The organism is Yersinia frederiksenii ATCC 33641, assembly GCF_000754805.1.
Lineage (GTDB): Bacteria > Pseudomonadota > Gammaproteobacteria > Enterobacterales > Enterobacteriaceae > Yersinia > Yersinia frederiksenii.
This window is the reverse complement of the sequence record NZ_KN150731.1, coordinates 1,029,822-1,043,137: the sequence shown is the minus strand read 5'-3', so window position 1 is coordinate 1,043,137 and position 13,316 is coordinate 1,029,822. Positions and strand designations below refer to the sequence as shown.

Sequence of the window (13,316 nt, the reverse complement as noted above, 5' to 3'; positions counted from 1 at the left end):
TCCGAATATCCCGGTGCATTGTGCTGCCTGATGCACCGTTTCTCTAAAGCATAAATATACAACATCGGTGAAATTATTAAATATTTATAAAAATATACCACCCTACTTATAAATGGAATCATTATGAAATCAAAGAACTTGACCACAATGATCATATTGGGTCTGATAATAGGTATTATTGTCGGGTTTTTAATAAATTCCTTTAGCAATCCTGACTTTGCCAAATCATACTCATCTGAAATATCCATCTTTACCGATATTTTTCTGCGTTTAATCAAAATGATTATCGCACCATTGATTATCTCAACCTTAGTGGTCGGGATTGCCAAAATGGGTGACGCCAAAACGTTAGGGCGTGTTTTCTCAAAAACACTGTTCCTGTTTATTTGTGCTGCATTCATTTCAATTCTGCTGGGTTTGGTGGTTGTTAACCTCCTAAGACCGGGCGATGGCATCAATTTCGTGGCAGCAACCGCCAGTGCGGTTGACGGTATCGCCCCTGTTCCGTTCTCCGCTAAAGTGTTTATTTCGCATGCCATTCCGACCAGTATTGTTGATGCGATGGCACGCAATGAAATCTTGCAAATTGTTGTTTTCTCTATTTTTATGGGGATTAGTCTTTCCGCAATAGGAGAGAAAGCGCAACCTATCGTTGATGTGTTAGATTCACTGGCACATCTGATGTTGAAGCTTACCGGTTATGTCATGTTATTTGCTCCACTGACCGTATTTGCCGCGATCTCAGCGATGATTTCTGAACGTGGAATGGGGGTATTGGTCAGTGCCGGCATCTTTATGGGTGAGTTCTATTTCACTCTGGGATTGCTGTGGTTAATTTTGATTGGCTGCTCAATTATGCTGATTGGCCGCTGTACTCTTCGATTAATAAAAGGTATTAGTGAACCGGCACTGTTAGCCTTTACCACTTCAAGTTCCGAAGCTGCCTTCCCCGGCACACTGGAAAAACTGGAAGAATTTGGTGTTTCTAACAAGATTGCCAGTTTTGTTCTACCTATTGGTTATTCGTTCAACCTGGTCGGCTCCATGGCATATTGTTCATTTGCCGTCATCTTTATTGCTCAGGCATGCAATATACATCTGAGCATGGGCGAACAAATTACTATGCTATTAATCCTAATGCTGACATCTAAAGGTATGGCTGGTGTTCCTCGTGCATCATTAGTGGTTATCGCCGCAACTCTTAGCCAATTTAATATTCCAGAGGCAGGTTTAATTCTGTTAATGGGCGTAGATCCCTTCTTAGATATGGGCCGTTCGGCAACTAACGTGATGAGCAATGCAATTGGTGCGGCACTGGTTGGGCGTTGGGAAGGTGAACATTATGGTGAAGGTTGCCACGGTATTGCCAAAATAGGTGCTGAAGAAGAAGTTATCGAACCAGAAACTATCCTTGCTCAAGAAGCTTTTACTCTCGAAGCCTCCGCAAAATAGCACTACGGATATATTTACATCGTTCTAGAAACATCAAAAGCCCGGGCTGAAGTCAGCTTGGGTTTTTTCGTTGTATTTGTATATTGTGCGATTTATAAGCTTGGTGGAGTTACTGAAGTACTTGATATAATGGTGGGTCGTGCGGGATTCGAACCTGCGACCAATTGATTAAAAGTCAACTGCTCTACCAACTGAGCTAACGACCCATTATATATAACTGAGAGTAAGAGAAGTGGTGGGCGATACCAGATTCGAACTGATGACCCCCTCCGTGTAAAGGAGATGCTCTACCAACTGAGCTAATCGCCCACTTCTACTACTTTAATGCTTTAAAATCAATGAGAGATGAGTGGTGGGCGATACCAGATTCGAACTGATGACCCCCTCCGTGTAAAGGAGATGCTCTACCAACTGAGCTAATCGCCCTCATCTATCTCATTTTACTGCATAACTCTTACTACAAAACACGTCGAGTTTGGTGGGCGATACCAGATTCGAACTGATGACCCCCTCCGTGTAAAGGAGATGCTCTACCAACTGAGCTAATCGCCCCGCCGTGTTGTTGGAGTCGCATTATAGGGATAGTTCGAAGTGAGTCAACGGTTTTTAAAACGAAAACAATCGTTCGCCGCAAATTTAAACAGGATGCGATATTTATCGCCGCTGTGGACGTTTCTTTAGGCATATCTATCAGTAATCATCAATTGCATGCCGGTAACATCGTTGAGGAATTACTTCAGGGTGGTAGAATGTCGCCTACTTTTTCGAATTTAGAGCAACTGTCAGCGTCTGCTGGCCGGCGTAGCGTAATAAGGCATCGATCCCAATGAAAATTAAAACCCGTTTTGCACCCAGTCCTACCGGCTATCTTCACGTAGGTGGCGCACGCACCGCGCTCTATTCCTGGCTATTCACCCGTCATTTAGGTGGTGAATTTGTTCTGCGTATCGAAGACACCGATCTTGAGCGCTCAACTCAGGAAGCCATTGACGCCATTATGGACGGTATGAACTGGCTAAATCTGGATTGGGATGAAGGCCCGTATTTCCAAACCAAACGTTTCGATCGCTACAATGCGGTTATTGACCAAATGTTGGAGAATGGCACTGCGTATAGATGCTATTGCTCTAAAGAACGTCTGGATGAATTACGTGAAACTCAAATGGCGAATGGCGAAAAGCCTCGCTACGATGGTCGCTGCCGTGACAGCCAATGTACTCATGGTGCCGATGAACCTTCAGTGGTGCGTTTTCGTAACCCGCAGGAAGGTTCTGTTATTTTCAATGATAAAATCCGTGGGCCAATTGAATTTAGCAACCAAGAGCTGGATGATTTAATTATTCGCCGCACAGATGGTTCGCCAACCTATAACTTCTGTGTAGTTATTGATGACTGGGATATGGAAATCACCCATGTTATCCGCGGTGAAGACCATATCAACAACACCCCGCGCCAAATCAATATTCTGAAAGCATTAGGCGCGCCAGTTCCTGAATATGCTCACGTTTCGATGATTCTGGGTGATGATGGCAAAAAGTTGTCTAAACGCCACGGCGCAGTCGGTGTCATGCAATACCGTGATGACGGTTACCTGCCGGAAGCTCTGCTGAATTATCTGGTACGTTTGGGTTGGTCTCATGGCGATCAGGAGATTTTCTCCGTAGCCGAAATGACCGAGTTATTCACTTTAGATGCGGTTAGCAAATCAGCCAGTGCTTTCAATACTGAAAAACTACAGTGGTTGAATCATCACTATATCAACAGCCTGCCACCTGAACATGTTGCTGTGCATCTGTCATGGCAAGTTGAGCAACTGGGTATTGATACCCGTAATGGCCCAGAGTTGGTTGAAATAGTTAAACTGCTAGGCGAACGCTGTAAGACACTCAAAGAGATGGCTGAGTCTTGCCGCTACTTCTATGAAGAGTTTGACGAGTTCGATGCTGATGCAGCGAAAAAGCATTTACGCCCAGTTGCACGTCAACCACTTGAAGCGGTCAAAGCCAAACTGGCCGCTATTACGGAATGGACAACTGAAAACGTCCACAACGCCATTCAGGGCACCGCAGATGAGTTAGGTGTAGGAATGGGTAAAGTTGGCATGCCGCTGCGTGTTGCTGTCACTGGGGCGGGACAATCGCCAGGTATGGATGTCACCGTCCATGCGATCGGTCAGGCGCGCTCATTGGCACGTATCGATAAAGCACTCGCTTTCATCAGCGAACGTGAAGCTCAGCAATAAAATCACGCATTTTCATGCTTACAAGGTGGCATATTCAAGCCACCTTTTTTATGTCCGAAAACCACCAAACGATGAATTACATCCCGTTTATTATGCTGTTCACCCACTGATTTGGCGGCTTTTTCAGCGCTTAACGCGAGAAATTGAATTAGCCGTTGACACTGTTTCAGTGGTTTCATATCATGCGCCCCGTTCACACAATTTATTATGTGCGCATTGGGGCTATAGCTCAGCTGGGAGAGCGCTTGCATGGCATGCAAGAGGTCGACGGTTCGATCCCGTCTAGCTCCACCAAATTTTCTGATTTGATGATCTAGTCAAACCAGTTAAATTAGTGGCATCATAGATAAATCAGTACGAACAACCACATTTGTGGGGCTATAGCTCAGCTGGGAGAGCGCTTGCATGGCATGCAAGAGGTCGACGGTTCGATCCCGTCTAGCTCCACCACCATTTAAAAGACCGGCTTAGGCCGGTTTTTTGCTTTTCAGCGTTTACCATAATCAGGTTCCAATTTTATCTTCTCTGCTGCTATCCTGTTAATTCACGGCTTAAGTGAATAAACAAGAGATGACTGAGGGAATAGCTAATGGACCAGCAACAGCAAATCATTCAATGGCTTCAAGCTGACCCTTATCGGATGCGCGCATTATCTATTGCTCGTGAACTCGGCTTACATCAGTGGTGTCTGGCTGCTGGGTTTGTTCGCAATCTGGTATGGGACCAACTGCATGGCTACACCTCACCGACACCACTTAATGATATTGATTTAGTCTATTTTGATGAGGAAGATGCCAGCGAACAACGAGATTTACAACTCGAAAAACAGTTACTTCAAACGCCGTCTTTTCAAGATATTCCCTTTCCGTGGTCAGTAAAAAATCAAGCCAGAATGCATCTGCACACGGGTCGCTGGCCCTATACCAATATGGAAGATGCCATCAGCTATTGGGTTGAGGTCGAAACCGCCATTGGTGCCAAACTCAATAACAATGGCGATGTTGAATTAGTCGCACCACTCGGTGTGGAGGCGCTATTTGCCAAAACTATCACGCTAAACCCCAAAAACGGTGAAATAGATACCTACAACCAGAGGGTGAATAGCAAAGGTTGGCTGCAACATTGGCCACAATTAAGGTTGGTGGTATCCCCGTGAAAAATCATGCTGTTGTGATCAGCAAAACAGCCAAGTGATAAGATTGTGTAAAACAGCTATAAAGAGTTAAAGGTTAATATTCCCTCGTCGATAAGCATTACTCCACCCACGTTTTTCTAAGGAATAATGATGTCGAATACTATCTCTACCGCATCAGTTTCTGTGAGCGGCAGTAGCTCTTCGGACAGCAGTAGCGCCGCACAGATTAAATCTCTAAATCAAGAGATCCAAAAACTCACTGAAAAATTAAGCACCTTAAAAGATTCTGGTTTGACCGCTGATGAGCTACAAAAACAGCAGCAACAAATTCAGAGTCAAATTGCAGCACTGCAAGCGCAAATCGCTCGTATTGAAGCCAAAGAGGCCGAAAAAACCAAAGAGGGCGATAATAATACCGTGAGTGCGAATGCACCGGCGGGTGATGGGATAAACCGCCCTTCTGCACAGAACCAGATTGACGTTTATATTTAATGAAGTTTTACCCTACAAACAAAATCATGGCGATGAACGGAATGCCGCCCATCGCCATATTTTAGAGTATCGGATTAACTGCGCTTAAGTGGTTTTACCAAACTATCCAGCCCTTCAATCTTAATGGCCAGTGTCATTTCCATTAACATGCCCAACTTACCCTGCGGAAATTCCCCTTTCCGGGCGAACCACAACAGGTACTCTTCAGGCAGATCGATTAATACCCGCCCTTGGTATTTACCAAAAGGCATCCGGGTATTGGCAATCTCAAGCAAATTTTCTTTTTCCATACCACTCGCCCTCAGAATTATAATTATTCGCCTAATAAACGGATCATTTCCGCTTCATCAATAACTGTAATCCCAAGTTCCTGCGCTTTAACCAGTTTTGACCCTGCGGCTTCACCGGCAATCACCAGATCGGTTTTTTTAGAGACACTGCCACTCACTTTAGCCCCCAAAGCCGTCAGACGATCTTTGGCTTCATCTCGTGAGAGAATAGTGAGCGAGCCGGTCAGCACCACGGTTTTACCGGCAAATGGACTGTCTATCTCTTCAGCAATAATTTGCTGCGGCTCAGGCCAACTGATCACTTTTTCAAGCGTTTCGATGACCTTCTGATTGTGTTCTTCACTCAGGAAGTTAAGCACATGTTTAGCCACAACTTCCCCGACATCAGGCACACTTTTTAATGCTTCGATATCTGCCGCACGAAGATTATCCAGAGTACGGAAGTGAGCGGCCAAATTGGCTGCTGTTGCCTCTCCCACTTCGCGAATCCCCAGCGCATAGAGGAAGCGGGCAAAAGTGGTCTGCTTCGCCTTCTCCAACGCCACAATTAGATTTTGTGCAGACTTTGGCCCCATCCGGTCAAGGCCGGTTAATTTGCCCGCAGTCAATGTGAATAAATCAGCTGGGTTCTCAACATACTGTTTTTCCACCAGTTGCTCGATAATCTTATCACCCATACCGTCCACGTCCAGCGCCCGACGTGAGACAAAGTGCTTCAGTGCCTCTTTACGCTGCGCCGCACAGAATAAGCCACCGGTACAGCGGGCAACCGCTTCACCCTCAACCCGCTCGATGTCAGAGCCGCATACCGGACAATGATCGGGGAAGGTAATCTCTTTGGCATCCTGAGGGCGCTGATCCATCACCACGCCCACCACTTGCGGAATAACATCACCGGCCCGGCGGACAATCACGGTATCGCCAATACGCAAGCCAAGGCGTTCAATTTCATCGGCATTATGCAGCGTCGCATTGCTGACAATCACACCGGCAACCTGTACCGGCTCCAGACGAGCCACAGGGGTGATAGCACCAGTGCGCCCTACCTGAAACTCCACTTCGCGAACTTGCGTTATCTGCTCTTGTGCTGGGAATTTAAATGCCGTGGCCCAGCGCGGTGCTCGGGCCACAAAGCCCAGCTGCTCTTGTAAGTCGAGAGAGTCAACCTTGATAACCACACCATCGATATCAAAACCTAAACTGGCACGGTCTTGTTCAACTTGTCGATAAAAAGCAATGACCTGGTCACTACCAGTGCACAATTTCACTCTATTACTGACCGGCAAGCCCCAGGCCTTGAATTGCATTAGTCGCTGAATATGGCTACGCGGTAACTCACCACCATCGAGTAAACCCACACCGTAACAGAAGAAAGTTAATGGCCGTTTAGCCGTAATTCGCGGGTCAAGCTGACGCAATGAACCCGCAGCCGCATTGCGTGGGTTGGCAAAAACTTTGCCGCCTTTGCGACGTGCTTCTTCGTTTAATTGCTCAAAACCAGCCTGCGGCATAAACACCTCACCGCGCACTTCCACTCGCCGTGGGATGTTATCTCCATGCAAGCGCAGTGGAATAGCGCGAATAGTGCGCACATTGACAGTAATATTCTCACCCGTGGTGCCATCACCGCGGGTAGCCGCCCTGACCAGCTCGCCTTCTTCATACAATAAACTGACCGCCAAACCATCGAGCTTCAGTTCACAACAAAATGTCAGAGGTTCTGCGGTTTTCAGTCGGTCATGCACCCTTTTGTCGAATGCCAGATAGCTCTCTTCATCAAAGACGTTATCGAGAGACAGCATCGGGACTTCATGTTTAACCTGGTCAAATGCATCAAGCGGCGCGGCACCAACCCGTTGCGTCGGTGAATCATTGGTGATCAATTCAGGGTGTTGTGCTTCCAAATCACGTAATTGCTGCATCAGGCGGTCATATTCAGCATCAGGGATCTCTGGTGCATCCAACACATGGTATTGATGTTCATGATGGCGCAATGAGGTTCTTAGTTGATTAATTTGCTGAATTATCGATTCCATAGCTCACCATCAAAGATAAAAAACCCCCGGCATGCGGGGGTTCGGGTTAATTCGATTCATTATGGGGCAACGTTATCAGGCGCTTGCGTTTGCATCCAACACTTCGCGGATGCGGGCCTTATACGTTTCCAGCTTTTGCGGGGTCATCATGCGGCGTTCATCATCCAACACGACACCGCCAACATCGTCGGCAATGCGCTGGGCTGATTGTAGCATTAGCTTGAAGTTCTGATTAGCATCGCCATAAGACGGTACCATCATAAACATTGATACACCCGGCGTAGAGAAATCAGACATGGTATCAGGATCAAAAGAACCCGGTTTTACCATATTCGCCAAACTGAACAATACTGGGCCGCTGCCTGCCGGGCTAAGGTGACGGTGGAAAATACCCATTTCACCGAACTGGAAACCAGACTGAAGCACACTCTGTAACAGCAACTCACCGCCCAAAGTACCGCCGTGATGTGCAGCGACATGCAGCACCAAAACAGTTTCTTTCAGTTTTTGTGGTTTCACCTCAGGAGCAGGAACTGCAGGCTCTGGTTGCGATTCCACCTGTTGTGGCGCGACTCGAGGTGCATGTTCCGCCACATGCTGTGGTTCTGCGTGACGCGGTTGTGAATAGGGTTCTTCAACCGAACCAAGCAAAGGATCACGCTGTGATTCATGCGGTGGTTGTTCAGCAGATAGCCCACCCAATAGCGGGTCGTCATAGTCTGTCTGCACTGAAGCAAAAGGTTTTTGACGAGGCTCCGTCTTAACCTGTGCCGGCTGAGTTTCAGTATGCTGAATAACCGGCATGTCTTCATCGTCATCATCAATGTGACTAAACGAAGGCTTCTCTTGTGGATGAGCTGTGCGGACGCGCACTTCTCCTACCCCTTCATCAAGACTCTCAATCGGGGTTTCAACACGTTCTTGTTTCAGACGTTTAACTGGGCGATCGCGAAAAAGTGATGAGCGTTCTTTACGGCTGGTCCATAAACCATGCAATAACAACGCTATTATGGCGATCGCGCCAACAACGATTAATATCAGACGCAAATCCTGCATCATTACTATCTCTGTTGTTCCAATACATTGCCACCGCGGCAAACATTCACCCTTTAACTCTATTTCCCAACGAACACAAGTGCAAGTCCGTGCTCAATTTTCTTCAAAGAAAGATGATTATGCTAGATGTTTCGCTTACTTTTTGTACAAAACGTGACTATGCAGTGGGAAATCATACCGATATGATACATTGGTCAATAAGCTAACAGAGAACTCAATGGCATGGCGTATACGCAAAAAACAGCAAAAAAGGTCAATGGTATCCATTATTTTGCGCAAGGATGGCAGTTAATTTCCCGCCCGGGCATCCGGCGATTCGTGATTTTGCCTTTATTAGTAAATATTCTACTGATGGGAGGTGCTTTCTGGTGGTTATTCAACCGGATAGGTGACTGGGTTCCACAACTATTGAGCCATATCCCTGACTGGTTACAATGGCTAAGTTATTTACTGTGGCCAGTAATGGTCATTTCGGTGCTACTGGTCTTCAGTTACCTGTTCAGCACCCTTGCCAATTTCATCGCCGCCCCCTTTAACGGTTTGTTGGCCGAACAATTGGAGGCGAGCCTAACCGGAAAACCCCTACCGGATACCGGTATCATGGGCATCGTGAAGGATTTACCGCGCATTATGGCACGTGAATGGCGCAAATTAGCTTACTACTTACCGCGGGCATTAGTGTTGTTGCTGTTATATGTGATTCCGGGAATTGGCCAAACACTGGCCCCTGTTCTATGGTTCCTCTTTAGTGCCTGGATGCTCTCGATTCAATATTGTGACTATCCTTTTGATAACCATAAAGTGAGCTTCCAGCACATGCGCAGCGCATTACGGCAAAATAAAGTTGATAACCTCCAATTTGGCGCACTAGTGAGCTTATTCACTATGATCCCATTCCTTAATTTGGTGATTATGCCAGTTGCGGTCTGCGGGGCCACGGCGATGTGGGTTGATCGCTACCGTGACCAGTTTATTCAACCATCACACTAATTTTCTGTGGGCGTGCTGGTCACGCCCTTGTTATTGGGATTAAAACTTATTTCCTAATAACATATCGATATACCAATTACTTACTTCCATAGCAATACTGTTAGCGTATGCTTTGAACGTTTCCTACATTTTCATAGAGTTAAAGGACGGGCTATGAGCAAGATATATGAAGACAACTCTTTAACAATCGGCCATACGCCGTTGGTTCGTCTGAACCGTATCGGTAACGGACGCATTTTGGCGAAGGTTGAATCACGCAATCCCAGTTTCAGCGTTAAATGCCGTATCGGCGCTAATATGATTTGGGATGCCGAAAATAGAGGCATTCTGACCGAAGGCAAAGAACTGGTAGAACCGACCAGTGGTAATACCGGGGTTGCTCTGGCATTTGTTGCCGCAGCTCGTGGTTATAAATTAACGCTGACGATGCCTGAAACCATGAGCATTGAGCGCCGTAAGTTATTAAAAGCGCTGGGTGCCAATCTGGTGCTGACTGAAGGTGCTAAGGGGATGAAAGGAGCCATCGCTAAAGCCGAAGAAATTCAAGCTACCGACCCAGACCGCTATATTATTTTGCAACAGTTCAGTAACCCTGCAAACCCGGAAATTCACGAGAAAACCACTGGCCCCGAGATTTGGGAAGATACCGATGGTGAAGTGGATGTCTTTATCGCTGGTGTCGGTACTGGTGGTACGCTGACCGGCGTCAGCCGCTACATCAAAAATACCAAAGGCAAAGCAATTATTTCCGTTGCTGTTGAGCCAACCGACTCGCCAGTTATCACGCAAGCATTGGCAGGCCAGGAGATCAAACCAGGCCCACATAAAATTCAAGGTATTGGCGCAGGCTTCATTCCCGGCAACCTCGACCTGAGTTTGATTGACCGGGTTGCTTTGGTGACCAATGACGAAGCTATCTCTATGGCTCGTCGCTTGATGGATGAAGAAGGTATTTTGGCCGGTATTTCTTCCGGTGCGGCAGTCGCTGCTGCGGTTAAGCTTTCTGAAGAAGATGGCTTTACTGACAAAACAATTGTGGTTATTCTTCCGTCCTCGGGTGAGCGTTACTTAAGCACAGCATTATTTGCAGATTTGTTCACTGAGCAAGAACTGCAACAGTAGTGATGCTGTCGCACTAAATGCTAAAAAAGCACCCTCTTGGGTGCTTTTTTTGTGGTGCACGTCAAAGTTTTTACTACATAAAGATTGATTTTACCCTCTGGGTTTAGTATTTAACCGGACAATTATTTTGATACGCGAAATTAATCGAGTATCTGGCGCCTCTCTGGCTGAATCGATTTATCAATTATGCAACACAACAAAAAATGTCATCACTTAACGCTGATTGAAGACATATCGCAAAGAGAGCATTATTCTTAGGAGTAGCAGTCTCGATTTTAGGCCTGAGCTCAGGTCGTATCGGAAACTGTCTTTATGGCTTACCTGCAGTTGAGGCATAGTCATGCGCGAGTTGAAAGATGTCATTATACGCGCACCAATACAGGCTAAAGTTTAGGTTTTACACTAAACTTTAGCTCCACAACATAAATCCAATAAGTTGGGGAAATACAATGTTCCAGCAAGAAGTTACTATTACTGCACCAAACGGTCTTCATACCCGCCCTGCTGCCCAGTTCGTGAAAGAAGCAAAAGGCTTTGCGTCTGAAATTACTGTGACCTCCAACGGTAAAAGCGCTAGCGCCAAGAGCCTGTTCAAACTGCAAACTCTGGGCCTGACCCAAGGTACTGTTGTTACGATCTCTGCTGAAGGCGAAGATGAGAAGAAAGCTGTTGAGCATCTGGTAAAACTGATGGCAGAGCTTGAGTAATCACGCGCGCTTTTTTAGTTAACACCAGTCAAGAGTAAGGTAGGGTTATGATTTCAGGCATTTTAGTATCACCGGGTATCGCTTTTGGTAAAGCACTTTTGCTAAAAGAAGATGAGATTGTCATCAACCGGAAAAAGATCTCTGCTGACCAAGTGGAGCAGGAAGTCGAGCGTTTCAAAACTGGGCGTGCTAAAGCGGCTGAACAGTTGGAAGCGATTAAGACCAAAGCTGGCATAAGCCTGGGCGAAGAGAAAGCTGCCATCTTCGAAGGGCATATCATGCTGTTGGAAGACGAAGAGCTTGAGCAGGAAATCATAGCCCTCATCAAAGATGAGCATGCCACTGCTGATGCAGCCGCTTATTCAGTGATTGAAGGGCAAGCAAAAGCCCTGGAAGAGCTGGATGACGAATACCTGAAAGAGCGTGCAGCTGACGTGCGTGATATCGGTAAACGCCTGCTGAAGAACATTCTCGGTCTGACTATTGTCGATTTGGGTGCTATCCAGGATGAAGTGATTCTGGTTGCTACCGATCTGACTCCGTCAGAAACCGCGCAGCTTAATCTGGATAAAGTGTTAGGGTTCATCACCGATTTAGGTGGCCGTACTTCTCACACCTCCATTATGGCTCGTTCGTTGGAATTACCGGCTATCGTCGGCACAAGTGATGTGACCAAACAAGTCCAAAATGGCGACTATTTGATCCTCGATGCGGTCAACAACAAAGTCTATTTAAACCCGACTGCGGATGTGATTGAGCAGTTGAAAGCGGTGAATGCTCAGTACATCACCGAGAAAAACGATCTGGCCAAACTGAAAGACCTGCCTGCTATCACCCTTGATGGCCATCAGGTTGAAGTGGTTGCCAACATTGGTACCGTGCGTGACATCGCCGGTGCTGAGCGTAATGGCGCTGAAGGTGTCGGTCTGTATCGCACCGAATTCCTGTTCATGGACCGCGACTCACTGCCTACTGAAGAAGAGCAGTTCCAGGCTTATAAAGCCGTTGCGGAAGCCATGGGCTCTCAAGCAGTTATTGTCCGTACCATGGACATCGGCGGTGATAAAGATCTGCCGTACATGAACTTGCCGAAAGAAGAAAACCCATTCCTGGGCTGGCGTGCAATCCGTATTGCTATGGATCGCAAAGAGATTCTGCATGCACAGCTGCGCGCAATCTTGCGTGCCTCCGCGTTTGGTAAATTGCGTATCATGTTCCCGATGATCATTTCGGTTGAAGAAGTACGCGAGCTGAAAGCAGAGCTTGAACTGCTGAAGAGCCAACTGCGTGAAGAAAATAAGGCCTTTGATGAAACTATCGAGGTCGGTGTGATGGTTGAAACACCTGCGGCGGCGGTCATCGCTCGCCATTTAGCTAAAGAAGTTGACTTCTTTAGTATTGGGACAAACGATCTAACTCAGTATACTCTGGCAGTAGATCGTGGCAATGAGCTGATTTCTCATCTCTATAATCCAATGTCGCCATCGGTATTGGGCCTGATCAAACAGGTTATTGATGCATCTCACGCTGAAGGTAAGTGGACCGGTATGTGCGGTGAACTTGCTGGCGATGAACGTGCTACACTGTTGCTATTGGGCATGGGGCTGGATGAGTTCAGCATGAGTGCAATTTCGATCCCACGCATCAAGAAAATTATCCGTAATACGAATTTCGAAGATGTGAAGGTGCTGGCGGAGCAAGCATTAGCTCAACCAACAGCGAAGGAATTGATGGATTTGGTTACCACATTCATCGAAGAAAAAACGCTCTGCTAATTCCACGATACTGGAACGC

Annotated in this window: 12 protein-coding genes and 6 tRNA genes; 10 read left to right on the top strand and 8 right to left on the bottom strand. The window is 46.7% G+C overall.

Features of this window, described 5'->3' with window-relative positions; all coding sequences use genetic code 11:
- The first annotated feature begins 123 nt into the window (after positions 1–123).
- Positions 124–1,452, top strand: a complete 1,329-nt coding sequence (locus DJ58_RS16975; protein WP_032911660.1) for a dicarboxylate/amino acid:cation symporter — start codon at positions 124–126, stop codon at positions 1,450–1,452.
- Between the two features lie 130 nt (positions 1,453–1,582).
- Here DJ58_RS16975 and DJ58_RS16980 read toward each other — a convergent pair.
- The 4 genes from DJ58_RS16980 to DJ58_RS16995 form a co-directional block, all read right to left on the bottom strand.
- A tRNA-Lys gene (locus tag DJ58_RS16980) sits at positions 1,583–1,658 on the bottom strand.
- A gap of 27 nt (positions 1,659–1,685) precedes the next feature.
- Positions 1,686–1,761 (bottom strand) — tRNA-Val (locus tag DJ58_RS16985).
- A gap of 41 nt (positions 1,762–1,802) precedes the next feature.
- A tRNA-Val gene (locus tag DJ58_RS16990) sits at positions 1,803–1,878 on the bottom strand.
- 50 nt (positions 1,879–1,928) lie between these two features.
- Positions 1,929–2,004 (bottom strand) — tRNA-Val (locus DJ58_RS16995).
- Between the two features lie 274 nt (positions 2,005–2,278).
- Between DJ58_RS16995 and gltX the strand changes: the two genes are divergently transcribed.
- Positions 2,279–3,694 (top strand): glutamate--tRNA ligase, encoded by a 1,416-nt coding sequence (gltX, locus tag DJ58_RS17000; protein WP_004712616.1) that lies wholly within the window; start codon positions 2,279–2,281, stop codon positions 3,692–3,694.
- Positions 3,695–3,696: 2 nt separating this feature from the next.
- Here the strand turns inward: gltX and DJ58_RS23840 are convergent, their stop codons facing one another.
- Positions 3,697–3,873 (bottom strand): hypothetical protein, encoded by a 177-nt coding sequence (locus DJ58_RS23840; protein WP_004712617.1) that lies wholly within the window; start codon positions 3,871–3,873, stop codon positions 3,697–3,699.
- A gap of 39 nt (positions 3,874–3,912) precedes the next feature.
- Here DJ58_RS23840 and DJ58_RS17005 point away from each other — a divergent pair.
- The 4 genes from DJ58_RS17005 to DJ58_RS17020 all read left to right on the top strand — a co-directional run bounded on the left by DJ58_RS17005 (position 3,913) and on the right by DJ58_RS17020 (position 5,321).
- Positions 3,913–3,988 (top strand) — tRNA-Ala (locus tag DJ58_RS17005).
- A gap of 80 nt (positions 3,989–4,068) precedes the next feature.
- Positions 4,069–4,144, top strand: a tRNA-Ala gene (locus DJ58_RS17010).
- A 139-nt stretch (positions 4,145–4,283) separates the two neighbouring features.
- The gene (locus DJ58_RS17015) at positions 4,284–4,850 is read left to right on the top strand and encodes a nucleotidyltransferase family protein (protein ID WP_004712618.1); all 567 of its coding nucleotides are present in this window, start codon (positions 4,284–4,286) and stop codon (positions 4,848–4,850) included.
- A 129-nt stretch (positions 4,851–4,979) separates the two neighbouring features.
- A complete protein-coding gene (locus DJ58_RS17020; protein WP_032912207.1) occupies positions 4,980–5,321 on the top strand; it encodes a FlxA-like family protein in 342 nt (113 codons plus the stop codon).
- A 74-nt stretch (positions 5,322–5,395) separates the two neighbouring features.
- On the opposite strand, the gene DJ58_RS17025 is transcribed toward DJ58_RS17020, so the two are convergent.
- The 3 genes from DJ58_RS17025 to zipA all read right to left on the bottom strand — a co-directional run bounded on the left by DJ58_RS17025 (position 5,396) and on the right by zipA (position 8,706).
- Positions 5,396–5,611, bottom strand: a complete 216-nt coding sequence (locus DJ58_RS17025; RefSeq protein ID WP_004712620.1) for a DUF3820 family protein — start codon at positions 5,609–5,611, stop codon at positions 5,396–5,398.
- Positions 5,612–5,634: 23 nt separating this feature from the next.
- Positions 5,635–7,647, bottom strand: a complete 2,013-nt coding sequence (gene ligA / locus DJ58_RS17030; protein ID WP_004712622.1) for an NAD-dependent DNA ligase LigA — start codon at positions 7,645–7,647, stop codon at positions 5,635–5,637.
- A 75-nt stretch (positions 7,648–7,722) separates the two neighbouring features.
- Positions 7,723–8,706 carry a cell division protein ZipA gene (gene zipA / locus DJ58_RS17035; protein WP_004712624.1) on the bottom strand — a complete coding sequence of 328 codons (984 nt, stop codon included), beginning with the start codon at positions 8,704–8,706 and terminating at the stop codon, positions 7,723–7,725.
- A 219-nt stretch (positions 8,707–8,925) separates the two neighbouring features.
- Here zipA and cysZ point away from each other — a divergent pair, with 219 nt between their 5' ends.
- The 4 genes from cysZ (at position 8,926) to ptsI (ending at position 13,297) form a co-directional block, all read left to right on the top strand.
- Positions 8,926–9,693, top strand: a complete 768-nt coding sequence (gene cysZ / locus DJ58_RS17040; RefSeq protein WP_032912209.1) for a sulfate transporter CysZ — start codon at positions 8,926–8,928, stop codon at positions 9,691–9,693.
- A gap of 153 nt (positions 9,694–9,846) precedes the next feature.
- Positions 9,847–10,815: a cysteine synthase A gene (gene cysK, locus DJ58_RS17045; protein ID WP_004712627.1), complete on the top strand. Its 969-nt coding sequence runs from the start codon at positions 9,847–9,849 to the stop codon at positions 10,813–10,815.
- A gap of 449 nt (positions 10,816–11,264) precedes the next feature.
- Positions 11,265–11,522 (top strand): phosphocarrier protein Hpr, encoded by a 258-nt coding sequence (gene ptsH, locus DJ58_RS17050; protein WP_004712628.1) that lies wholly within the window; start codon positions 11,265–11,267, stop codon positions 11,520–11,522.
- 47 nt (positions 11,523–11,569) lie between these two features.
- Positions 11,570–13,297: a phosphoenolpyruvate-protein phosphotransferase PtsI gene (gene ptsI / locus DJ58_RS17055; protein WP_004712629.1), complete on the top strand. Its 1,728-nt coding sequence runs from the start codon at positions 11,570–11,572 to the stop codon at positions 13,295–13,297.
- Positions 13,298–13,316 lie beyond the last annotated feature (19 nt).

Excerpts from the sequence above, each read along its gene's own strand:
- DJ58_RS16975 (WP_032911660.1), top strand. The coding sequence starts at position 124 with ATGAAATCAAAGAACTTGACCACAATGATCATATTGGGTCTGATAATA.
- gltX (WP_004712616.1), top strand. The coding sequence starts at position 2,279 with ATGAAAATTAAAACCCGTTTTGCACCCAGTCCTACCGGCTATCTTCAC.
- DJ58_RS23840 (WP_004712617.1), bottom strand. The coding sequence starts at position 3,873 with ATGAAACCACTGAAACAGTGTCAACGGCTAATTCAATTTCTCGCGTTA.
- DJ58_RS17015 (WP_004712618.1), top strand. The coding sequence starts at position 4,284 with ATGGACCAGCAACAGCAAATCATTCAATGGCTTCAAGCTGACCCTTAT.
- DJ58_RS17020 (WP_032912207.1), top strand. The coding sequence starts at position 4,980 with ATGTCGAATACTATCTCTACCGCATCAGTTTCTGTGAGCGGCAGTAGC.
- DJ58_RS17025 (WP_004712620.1), bottom strand. The coding sequence starts at position 5,611 with ATGGAAAAAGAAAATTTGCTTGAGATTGCCAATACCCGGATGCCTTTT.
- ligA (WP_004712622.1), bottom strand. The coding sequence starts at position 7,647 with ATGGAATCGATAATTCAGCAAATTAATCAACTAAGAACCTCATTGCGC.
- zipA (WP_004712624.1), bottom strand. The coding sequence starts at position 8,706 with ATGATGCAGGATTTGCGTCTGATATTAATCGTTGTTGGCGCGATCGCC.
- cysZ (WP_032912209.1), top strand. The coding sequence starts at position 8,926 with ATGGCGTATACGCAAAAAACAGCAAAAAAGGTCAATGGTATCCATTAT.
- cysK (WP_004712627.1), top strand. The coding sequence starts at position 9,847 with ATGAGCAAGATATATGAAGACAACTCTTTAACAATCGGCCATACGCCG.
- ptsH (WP_004712628.1), top strand. The coding sequence starts at position 11,265 with ATGTTCCAGCAAGAAGTTACTATTACTGCACCAAACGGTCTTCATACC.
- ptsI (WP_004712629.1), top strand. The coding sequence starts at position 11,570 with ATGATTTCAGGCATTTTAGTATCACCGGGTATCGCTTTTGGTAAAGCA.